The following is a 9,028-nucleotide window of genomic DNA, read 5'->3' as shown; positions in this document are numbered from 1 at the left end:
CGCGCAGCCCCACCGCGTTGAGGATGAGGTACAGCGGGCTCACCGTGGCGATGGGCGGGAACATCGACACGCCCAGCGCCGCGGACAGCAGCAGGCCCCGCCCCCGGAACTCCAGCTTCGCCAGCGCCCCCGTCGTCGTGCCGTGCCGTCCCGCGATGCCGCTCAGCGTGTCGCCGCTGCGCACCGTGTAGCTGCCCGCCTTGCTCCCAGCCTTCGCGGGGGCCGCCGCCTGGAACGAGTCCGGCACCGACAGCTTCTGCCCCACGCGGATGTGGTTCGCATTCGCGATGTGGTTCGTCTTCTGCAGCGAGCCCACCGACGTGTGGAAGCGCTGAGCCAGGCCGCTCAACGTGTCGCCGCTGCGGACGGAGTAGGTCGTCACGAATGGAACTCCGGGAAAGTAAGAGACTTGAGCCCGGATTTTCGCGACGCCTGGGAATTAGTTTCCCCGGAAGACCATCTTCTCAGGTTGTTGAATCAATCCGTCAGGGCTGCATCTTCGAATCGCGCAGGCGCTGCTGGAGGTCGCGGGCCTCGTCGGTGTCGTGCAGCACGACGAGGCTCTGCACGTAGTACGCGAGCGCCCAGAGGTTCTCCTCCGGGATGGCGCCCTTCCACGACGGCATGGCGGCGCCGCCGACGCCCGCGGCCATGACGCGGTAGAGGTCCTCGCGCTGGGCCTCGGCGGTGTACCGCTGGCCTTCCACGCGGGCACCCTGGGGCCACACGGTGCGCAGGCGGTGGAAGAGGAAGTCAGGGGGCAGCACCTTGGACAGCTGCGTGGCTTCGCCCTTCGCGTCCACGGTGAGCGAGTAGTCCGAATCCCTCGGCATCGCCGTGTACGGATCCACGTTCGCGAGGTTCACCTTGCGGCCGGTGACGCTCTCGGTGAGCGCGGCCAGGTCGGCGCGGGGCAGGTACGCGACGTGGCAGCTGGCGCAGCCCGCGTTGCCCTTGCCGGCCACGTGGTAGACGGTGCGGCCGCGCTCCACGGCTTCGGCGGCGCGGCCCTTCCACGGGTCCTCGGACATCGCGAGCGCCACGCCCGGCGCCTCCTGCTTCCAGCGCGGGCTGAAGGTCTTGAGGTACTGCACCACCGCGTCCACGTCCGCCGGAGGCACGTCCCACGCGAACATCGGGGTGCCGTGCAGGCCGCGACGCAGCGTGCGCTTCAGCGCGTCGTCGGTGGGCAGCTCGCCGGCCGCCACGCCTCCGAACTTGAACAGGCCCTGACGGAAGTTGCGCGGCACGGGACGCATGCCCGTGCCCGCGGGCCCCTGGCCGTCGCCCTTCTCACCGTGACAGGACACGCAGTAGTGCGTGTAGACGTCCCAGCCGCGCGCGAGCGTCGCCACGGGGACGGTGGTGCCATTCGCGAGCTTCAGCGGTTCGAAGGTCGGCGGCTCACGGCGACACGCGGGGGCCAGTGCGCCCAACGCGAGCACGGCGAGCATGCGGAGGGACTTCGGGATTCGAGCGAGAAAGGGAGTGGGCTTCATGGGAGGTACACCACCGCGAAGAGGACGCCGTACATCACCGTCGTGCACCACCATCCGGGCAGCGCGCGCCGCAGCGGGGCCCGCGCTTCGGAGCCGCGCAGGATGCGCACGGTGGCCCGCAGCACCCCCGTGAGCACGACCGCCGCGTGCGCGGCCTGCACCGCCGACAGGCCATACAGCACGGACGCGAAGACGCCGCTGTCCGGGATGCGCAGGTCGCGGTACCACCACAGCACGTGCAGCCAGGCCGCCTGCGTCGCGAGGAACCCCGCTCCCGCGCCCAGCACCCCCAGGAGCCATGCCCGCGCGGAACGGGGACGGGAGGCGTATCGGAGCGCGCCGTGCAGGAGCGCGCCTCCGGTGACGAGCAGCACGCCCGCCACGGAGGGAATGAAGCGTCCCGGGAGCGCGGAGGCGGGCGGCCAGAAGCCACGCATCCGGTAGAAGTCCGCGGCGAAGGCCACCGCGCAGAAGAGCATCACCGCCGCCGCGTGCGCGAGCACCATCCCGAACCACAGGTTGGCCTCGGCGCGCTGGGGGGACGCGGACGGCAGCGTCCCGGTGGGGTCGTTCGTGCTCACGGGGGCAACTCTCGCACGCCTGGGCCCGGCGGAAAGCACCGGGGAACCGAGCAGTCCCCCGTTCCTCGGGGAGCCCGGGCGGAACGGAGCAGGCTTCATGGAGAACAGGCCACGACATGGAGCACCGCGCAGGACACGGGCACTTCAAGCAGCGGGCATTCCTCTTCCCAGAGTCCTCCGGGAAAGAACGCCACGGGCGGACGGGCCGGGAGTAGCCTCGCGGCCTCGTCCCGATGCAACCCATCACCCCTCCGCTCCCGGCGTCGTCCCTTCCCGTCCCCCCGCGCTCCTGGCGGGACCGGATCCCCTGGCCGTTGGTCTTCGTGGCGCTCGGGGCCTGGGTGCTGCGTGCGATGGCGTTCTTCGACCGCGCGGGCCCGCTCGCCTACGCGATGGACTACGACGAGGGCGTCTACTTCTCCGCCGCGTCACTCCTCCTGCGCGGCGACCTGCCCTACCGCGACTTCATCTTCGTCCACCCTCCCGGCGCCCTCCTGCTCTGGGCTCCTGGCGCCGCGCTCACCCTCGGGCTCGATGCGGCCACCGCCTACGGGGTGACCCGCTACCTCGCCGCCACCGTGGGCGCCCTCTGCGTGTTCCTCGCGGGTCGCGTCGCCTGGCGAGCCTGGGGGCCCCTCGCGGGCTGCGTCGCCGCGCTCGCCTACGCCACCCATCCGGAGGCCGCCCTCGTCGAGCGCGGCGCCTTCCTCGAACCCCTGCTCAACATCCTGTGCCTGGGCTTCGCGAACCTCTGGCTCGCCTCCGAGCCCCCCTCGCGCGCGCGGCGCATCGGCGCGGGCGTGCTCCTCGGTCTCGCGGTGTCCGTGAAGCTTCCCGGCGGCCTCTGGCTCATCTCCGCGCTGCTGGCCCGCCCGTGGAAGGAGTCCTGGCGCGACGGACTCACGCTCGCGCTCGTCGCGTTCGCCACGTTCGTCGTCGTCGTGGGCCCCCTCGCCGCGCTCGCCCCCTCCGAGTTCTTCCGCGACGTCATCACCTTCCAGGCCCTGCGCCCCAGCGACGGGGAGCAGGACCGCTGGCTGCGCCTGCACGAAATCCTCCACGAACGCCGGCTGGGCGAGGTCGTGCTCGCCCTCGTGGGCCTCGGGGTCGCCTGCGTCCACGCCTTCCGCGCTCCCACCCCGAGCCGCCCCGCCGCGCGCTTCTTCGCCGCCACCTTCGTCCTCACCGTGGCCACGTTCCTCGCGTCGCGGACCTACTGGAGCCAGTACAACGCGCACCTCGCCGCGTCGGAGGCCGTGCTCGCGGGCCTGGGTGCCTCCGCGCTCCACGCCTTCAGCCTGCGGTGGGGCCGCGTCGCGTCGCGCGCCGTGGCCGGCCTCGTCCTGGTCGCCGCGTCCCTGCCCGGCGCCTGGCACGTCGTCCAGGGCTCCCGGCAGCAGTTCCTGGACGTCGTGGCGCTCGCGAACCACGTGCGGACCGACGTGCCTCGCGACGCGTGCCTCTTCGCGTTCGAGCCCGGCCAGGCGCTCGTGGCCGGACGGCTCCCCATGGGGGCCACGCCCGTGGTGGACACCTACGCAACCATGATCCAGGACGCCATGAGCACCGGCGACCGCTTCCCCGACACGAACGAGGCCTTCGCCGCCCCGGAAGCGCAGCAGGCCCTGCGCGTCATGCTGGGCTCCTGCCGCTTCGTCATCCTCGGCTGGCAGGGCACGTGGCAGCTCACCCGGGAGAGCATGCCCTGGTTCAAGAAGCACTTCGTCCGCCGCTTCCCTCCCGCCGACACCGGCGGCGTGGGCCTCTGGGAGCGCCGCGACGGTCCCTAGACCGCGACCTCCACCTTGGCCGAGGGCACCACCGCCGGCACCTCCTCCGGCAGCGGCTCCGCCTGACCAATCCAATCGCGACCCAGTTGCCGTTGTACTTCCGGTTGCGACAGCTCGTGCGGCCCTCGCAGCACCACCGGCGCAGGGCCCGCGTCCGTCCACTCCAGCGTGCCCACCTGCCATGGGTTGGACTCCGACGCGCGACCCCACTTGAGCGTGCGCACCAGGTTCACCACGAACAGCAGCTGCGCCGCGCCCAGCAGGAACGCGGCCCAACTCGTCCACCGGTTCAGCGTGAGCAGGTGCTCGAGGAACGTGTACTGGTACGGATCATAGAGCCGCCGCAGCTGCCCCGCGTACCCCGCCACCAGCTGGCCTCCGAACACGGCGATGAACAGCACCGCGCTCGACACGACGTGTGCCTTGGCGAGCCCCTCGTGCAGCGTGCGCCCGTACAACCGGGGGAACCAGAAGTAGAGCCCCGCGAACACCGCGAGGAAGCTGGCCGCGCCCATCGTCAGGTGGAAGTGGCCCACCACCCACATCGTCCCGTGCAGCGGCACGTCCGTCGCCACCGCGCCCAGCGCGAGCCCCGTGATGCCGCCCAGGCCGAAGACGATCATCGTCGCCAGCGCCGCGAGCATCGGTGACGTGAGCCGCACGCTGCCCCTCCACAGCGTCATCAGCCAGTTGAGGAACATCACCTCCGCGGGCAGCGAGATGAGCAGCGTCAGGATCATGAACGTGCGCCCCAGCACCGGCGCCATCCCGCTGGTGAACAGGTGGTGCGCGTACACCGCGCCGCTCAGCGCCGTCACCGCGCCCATCGCGCCCGCCGTCAGCCGGTAGCCGTGCGCGGGCTTGCGGCTGAAGAAGGCCACGAAGTCCCCCACCATCCCCCACGCGGGCAGGATGAGGATGTAGACCTCCGGGTGGCCGAACAGCCAGAACAGGTGCTGGTACACCACCGGGTCCCCGCCCCCGCCCACCGCCGCCGCGCCCGCGATGAAGAACTGCGTGCCCGCCACCCGGTCCAGCAAGAGCAGCCCCGTGGCCGCCGCCAGCACCGGCACGAACAGCACGTTGAGCACCGCGCCGTAGAACAGTCCCCACACCACCAGCGGCAGCCGCCCCCACGTCATCCCCGGCGCCCGGCAGCGCACCACCGTGACGACGAAGTTGAGCCCGTACAGGAACGCGGACACGCCCACGCACAGCACCGCCACCGTCACCAGCGTCTGGCCCAGGCCCGGCGTGAACGCGGGCGTGGACAGCGGCGGATAGGACGTCCACCCCGCGCTCGCCGCGCCCAGCCGCACCCCGAACGACGCGAGCATCAACGCGCCACCCACCGCGTACGCCCAGAACCCGAACGCCGACAGCCGGGGGAACGCCATCCGCGGCGAGCCGATGGCCAGCGGCAACACGAAGTGCCCCAGCGCGCCGAACAGCAGCGGCGTCACCGCGAAGAAGATCATCAGCAGGCCGTGCATCGTGAACACGGCCGTGTACGCGGGGGGTGTCAGCGCGCCCTTCGACTCGGGCAGGGCCCACGCGAGCCCCGGCACCGGCTGCCCCGGCCACGCCCACTGGAAGCGGATGAGCATGGCCAGGAGGCCGCCCACCAGCAGGAACAGGAACCCGCCCCATAGGTACTGCTTCGCCACGCGCTGGGGATCCGTCGTCCAGAGGGACGCCCCCAGGGCTTTCAGAAACGCACCCGGCTTCATGGCGTCCTCCAGGCCCAGCCCCAGTGGGCGGCCGCGTCGTCCGCGTCGTAGGCCTGCACGGCCTGCCGGCCGGCCTCGTGCAGCCAGGAGGCATAGGCCTCCGGCGTCATCGCGGACAACATGCCGCGCATCCGGTAGTGGCTGGTGCCGCAGTGCTGGTAGCAGGCGACTTCCCACGCGCCCTCGCGCGCCGCCTGGAACCAGGTCTGGTTCACGCGGCCGGGAATCGCGTCCAGCTTCACGCGGAAGGCCGGCAGTGAGAACCCGTGCACCACGTCCGTGGAGACGAGCTGCACCCAGACGGGCACCCCCGCCGGCACGCGCAGGTCGTTCCACGTCACCACGTCATCCTTCGTGCCGAACGTCCCGTCTCCGCCCGCGTAGCGCGCCTCCCACGACCACTGGTGCGCGTTGATCTCGATGCGCACCGTGCGCGGGTCCTCGGCCGGGACGCGGAAGTTCCAGAGCACGTCGCGCAGGTAGCCCTCGGAGCCCAGGAAGAGCGTCCCGTCCACCACGCCGAACACGCCCAGCGCCAACCCCAGCACCCACGCCCGCGAGCGGCGCGTGCCCCCGTCCGGCGCCACCGTCCGGGCCCCCCGGAAGCGCACCACCGCCACCAGCATCCACCCGAGCATCACCGCCGCCAGCGCCAGGTCGAAGCCGTGGCTCCTGGCCAGCAACGCGTCGATGCGGTCCCCGTACGCGCTCGCGTTCTCCGGCGGCGACAGGGTCCACGCGCCCCGCTCGGGAGCAACCGCCAGGGGCGCCTGCGCATCCGGCGGCGCGGTGGAGGTTCCGGGCGATGCGGCGGAGGAACCCGATGGCGCGGTGGAGGCCCCGAGCAGCACGGACATCGCAGGGTCGGGCGAAGACTTCACGGGTGCTCCTGTCGTTCCACGGAGGCCACGGTCCGCTCGTCCCGCAGGGCCCGCCGGGCCGCCCAGATGCCCACGCCCACCAGGACGAAGGGCACCCCCATCAGGGCCAGGAGCAACACGCCCGCGCCTCCCGGAGACTCAGGCGCCCGGGCCGTGCACGCGGGACAGGCCAGCGCCTCCACCGGCACGGCCAGCCCCCAGAGCATCAGGCAGCGCAGCAGCCCCGTGAGGAGCCGCCCCGGGAGCGACCGGAAGTCCCCCCGCCGGCCCGCCGGAGAACGTCCACCCTGAAGCTGGAAGAAGGCGAGAGGCATGGCCTTCCCGGGTAGCACGCACCCGGGGTCCCCTCAAGGCACACCCCGTCCCGGAAGGCGCATCGCCTGGAGCGGCCACTCTCCCTCATGCCTCGCATGCGGCCAGCCCCTACCCACCAGGCACCCCGCGCTTGTGCACCCCCGGTCGATGCCGTTACGTGCCGCTCCATGTCCGCTGAATCGCCCTCCTCCCTGCCGGCCCCCCGTCCCCGCAACCTCCGACGCTCCCTCATCTGGGCGGGCGTCGTCGTGGCGTCGCTCGGCATGGTCGCGGTGTCGGCCCGGGAGCTGGCCCGGGGCCGGTTCACCCCGCTGCCCAAGCTGGGCGCCCTGCCGGACTTCACCTTCACGCGGCAGGACGGTCAGCCCTGGGGGTCGAAGCAGCTCCGCGGCCACCCCTTCGTCGCCAACTTCATCTTCACCCGGTGCCCCACCGTGTGCCCCGTCTTCACCCAGAAGATGGCGCGCGTGCAGGAGCACACCGCGGCGCTCGGGCCCCGGCTCCAGCTGGTGTCCTTCTCCGTGGATCCCGCCTACGACACCCCGGAGCGCCTGGCCGAGTACGGACAGAAGTACCGCGCCGACTTCGCCCGCTGGAGCTTCCTCACCGGCGACTACGGCCAGCTGAAGAACACCATCGTCCAGGGCTTCAAGATCAGCATGGGCCGCGAGCCCGGCGCCGCCGAGGACGACCTGCTCTCCATCTTCCACGGCACCCACTTCGTGCTCGTGGACGGCACCGGGGAGATCCGCGGCTACTACGACAGCGCGGATCCCGAGGCCACCGAGCGCCTCGAAACGGACGCCCACCGCCTCGCCAGCGACGAGGGCTGATCGCGAAGCACCCGCCCTCCGCGCAAAGGCACTCCGGGGGGCCTTTTTTGATCCAGCCCGCACCCGGAGCAACACCGCGAGGTCGCGATCACCCCGAAGCCCTCTCAGCTTCTGAGCGCGCGATCACGGCCCGCGCTCCAGCCCGTGTCGCAGCCCTGAAGCAAAGGGCCGGCACCCGTCCGGAAGGGACGAGGACCGGCCCGAAGGGGTCATCCGCGACACACGTACCCCGCAAAGCCGAAGGGCCGGCTCCCACCTTTCGGTGAGCACCGGCCCTCGTGCCTGAGTCACGCCAGCTTCAGCGGGGAACTCAGTTGATGAGCGCAGCCTGCGCGTGGGCGAACAGGTTCTGCACGTTCTGCTGCGCGGGCTGGGAGGCCAGCGCGCCGACCTTGTCCGCGCCGTCCTTCACCGTCGTCGCGATGTCCGCGATGGACTTCACGGTCGGGGCGAACTTGGTCAGCTGGGACAGACCGGCCAGGGGGCCCTTGGCGAGCAGGGACGCGCCGGAGTCGATGAACTTGTCGACGAACGGCTTCGCCAGCTTGCCCAGACCGAACGGGAGCTTGTCCAGGAGGCCGCCCGCCAGACCCTTCAGGCCACCCGTGATGGCGCCCATCGGGTTCTGCACGAAGCTCAGCGCCTTGCCCGCGATGTTCGCGACGCCGCCGGCAACCTTGCTAACCGTCTTCGCAACGCTGCTGACAATCTTGCCGATGCCGCCCATGGTAATACCCCCTGCTTAAGTCTGGTTTGGAGAGTGTGTGCCGAAGTGAAGCTACAAAAGGATTCTCGGACCGAGGAGGAAAAGGTTTCCTCCTGAATTTCCGATCGAATTTCACGGCCGATGCGGGCGGCTCCTAGCCCCGCGGTCCGCCGCCACCCTTCTTCATCTGCTCCAGCAGCTCCTGGCGCTTCGCCTCGTCCTGGGGGCCCTTGGCCGTCTCGCCCGCGGGGTTCAGGCTGGGCTTGCCGGCGGCGCCCGTGCCCTTCTGGGCCTCGAACTCCGACTTCGCGAAGGGGTTGCCCTGGCCGGGCAGCTCGCCCTTGGCGCCGGCGACGAGGAACTCGCCGACCTCTTCCACGGTGTGCACGGGGAAGCCGTTGGCCTTCAGCTCCTCGTCGGACACGACGTTGAGCATGGGCTCCTTGTCCTTGTCCTGGGCGTACTCGAGCACGAGCTCGACGTAGTCCTCCAGCTTCATGCCCACCGCGTCCGCGATGCGCTTCGTCTCGGGATCCTTGAGCAGCTCCGCGCGGACCACTTCCACGGGACGGGACAGACCACGCTTCTTGCCAGGGCTTTGCTGGGACATGCGATTTCGCTCCGGAGAGGAGAAAGAGGACGGCGCGAACTCTAGCCCATCTTTCCGGTAGTACCCATTCCCCGCCCTGGACG

The 9,028-nt window shown here is 71.1% G+C and carries 10 protein-coding genes; 2 read left to right on the top strand and 8 right to left on the bottom strand.

Annotation, left to right across the window (positions count from 1 at the left end):
- The 3 genes from D7V97_RS35295 to D7V97_RS35285 form a co-directional block, all read right to left on the bottom strand.
- Positions 1-382, bottom strand: a 382-nt coding sequence (locus D7V97_RS35295) for a LysM peptidoglycan-binding domain-containing protein (RefSeq protein WP_233583424.1), incomplete at its 3' end; no start/stop codon positions are given.
- Between the two features lie 103 nt (positions 383-485).
- The gene (locus D7V97_RS35290; RefSeq protein WP_233583423.1) at positions 486-1,499 is read right to left on the bottom strand and encodes a cytochrome c; all 1,014 of its coding nucleotides are present in this window, start codon (positions 1,497-1,499) and stop codon (positions 486-488) included.
- Positions 1,496-2,080 (bottom strand): hypothetical protein, encoded by a 585-nt coding sequence (locus tag D7V97_RS35285; protein ID WP_120615019.1) that lies wholly within the window; start codon positions 2,078-2,080, stop codon positions 1,496-1,498. The genes D7V97_RS35290 and D7V97_RS35285 overlap by 4 nt, the downstream gene beginning before the upstream one ends.
- A 323-nt stretch (positions 2,081-2,403) precedes the next feature.
- Between D7V97_RS35285 and D7V97_RS35280 the strand changes: the two genes are divergently transcribed.
- The gene (locus tag D7V97_RS35280) at positions 2,404-3,870 is read left to right on the top strand and encodes a glycosyltransferase family 39 protein (protein WP_158623526.1); all 1,467 of its coding nucleotides are present in this window, start codon (positions 2,404-2,406) and stop codon (positions 3,868-3,870) included.
- Here the strand turns inward: D7V97_RS35280 and D7V97_RS35275 are convergent.
- Genes D7V97_RS35275 through D7V97_RS35265 form a run of 3 tightly spaced genes read right to left on the bottom strand, consistent with a single transcriptional unit; the run spans position 3,867 to position 6,795 of the window.
- Complete coding sequence (locus D7V97_RS35275; protein ID WP_120615017.1) at positions 3,867-5,600, bottom strand: cbb3-type cytochrome c oxidase subunit I; 1,734 nt, start codon at positions 5,598-5,600, stop codon at positions 3,867-3,869. The genes D7V97_RS35280 and D7V97_RS35275 overlap by 4 nt on opposite strands.
- Positions 5,597-6,481 (bottom strand): cytochrome c oxidase subunit II, encoded by an 885-nt coding sequence (locus tag D7V97_RS35270; RefSeq protein ID WP_233583422.1) that lies wholly within the window; start codon positions 6,479-6,481, stop codon positions 5,597-5,599. Before D7V97_RS35270 ends, D7V97_RS35275 begins: the two co-directional genes overlap by 4 nt.
- Entirely contained in the window at positions 6,478-6,795 is a 318-nt protein-coding gene (locus tag D7V97_RS35265; RefSeq protein ID WP_120615015.1) for a hypothetical protein, read from the bottom strand. Before D7V97_RS35265 ends, D7V97_RS35270 begins: the two co-directional genes overlap by 4 nt.
- Positions 6,796-6,963: 168 nt before the next feature.
- Here D7V97_RS35265 and D7V97_RS35260 point away from each other — a divergent pair, with 168 nt between their 5' ends.
- A complete protein-coding gene (locus D7V97_RS35260; RefSeq protein ID WP_120615014.1) occupies positions 6,964-7,629 on the top strand; it encodes an SCO family protein in 666 nt (221 codons plus the stop codon).
- 310 nt (positions 7,630-7,939) lie between these two features.
- Here D7V97_RS35260 and D7V97_RS35255 read toward each other — a convergent pair whose 3' ends face one another.
- Both D7V97_RS35255 and D7V97_RS35250 read right to left on the bottom strand, forming a co-directional pair.
- Positions 7,940-8,356 (bottom strand): hypothetical protein, encoded by a 417-nt coding sequence (locus D7V97_RS35255; protein WP_120543840.1) that lies wholly within the window; start codon positions 8,354-8,356, stop codon positions 7,940-7,942.
- A 133-nt stretch (positions 8,357-8,489) separates the two neighbouring features.
- The gene (locus D7V97_RS35250) at positions 8,490-8,945 is read right to left on the bottom strand and encodes a hypothetical protein (protein ID WP_120615013.1); all 456 of its coding nucleotides are present in this window, start codon (positions 8,943-8,945) and stop codon (positions 8,490-8,492) included.
- Positions 8,946-9,028 lie beyond the last annotated feature (83 nt).

The organism is Corallococcus sp. CA053C (assembly GCF_003611675.1).
GTDB lineage: Bacteria > Myxococcota > Myxococcia > Myxococcales > Myxococcaceae > Corallococcus.
The sequence above is the reverse complement of the archived record's forward strand: the minus strand, read 5'-3'. Positions and strand labels throughout refer to the sequence as shown.

What these genes read in the sequence shown, in the direction of transcription:
- D7V97_RS35255 (WP_120543840.1), bottom strand. Translation starts at nt 8,356, where the DNA reads ATGGGCGGCATCGGCAAGATTGTCAGCAGCGTTGCGAAGACGGTTAGC.
- D7V97_RS35290 (WP_233583423.1), bottom strand. Translation starts at nt 1,499, where the DNA reads ATGAAGCCCACTCCCTTTCTCGCTCGAATCCCGAAGTCCCTCCGCATG.
- D7V97_RS35275 (WP_120615017.1), bottom strand. Translation starts at nt 5,600, where the DNA reads ATGAAGCCGGGTGCGTTTCTGAAAGCCCTGGGGGCGTCCCTCTGGACG.
- D7V97_RS35260 (WP_120615014.1), top strand. Translation starts at nt 6,964, where the DNA reads ATGTCCGCTGAATCGCCCTCCTCCCTGCCGGCCCCCCGTCCCCGCAAC.
- D7V97_RS35265 (WP_120615015.1), bottom strand. Translation starts at nt 6,795, where the DNA reads ATGCCTCTCGCCTTCTTCCAGCTTCAGGGTGGACGTTCTCCGGCGGGC.
- D7V97_RS35250 (WP_120615013.1), bottom strand. Translation starts at nt 8,945, where the DNA reads ATGTCCCAGCAAAGCCCTGGCAAGAAGCGTGGTCTGTCCCGTCCCGTG.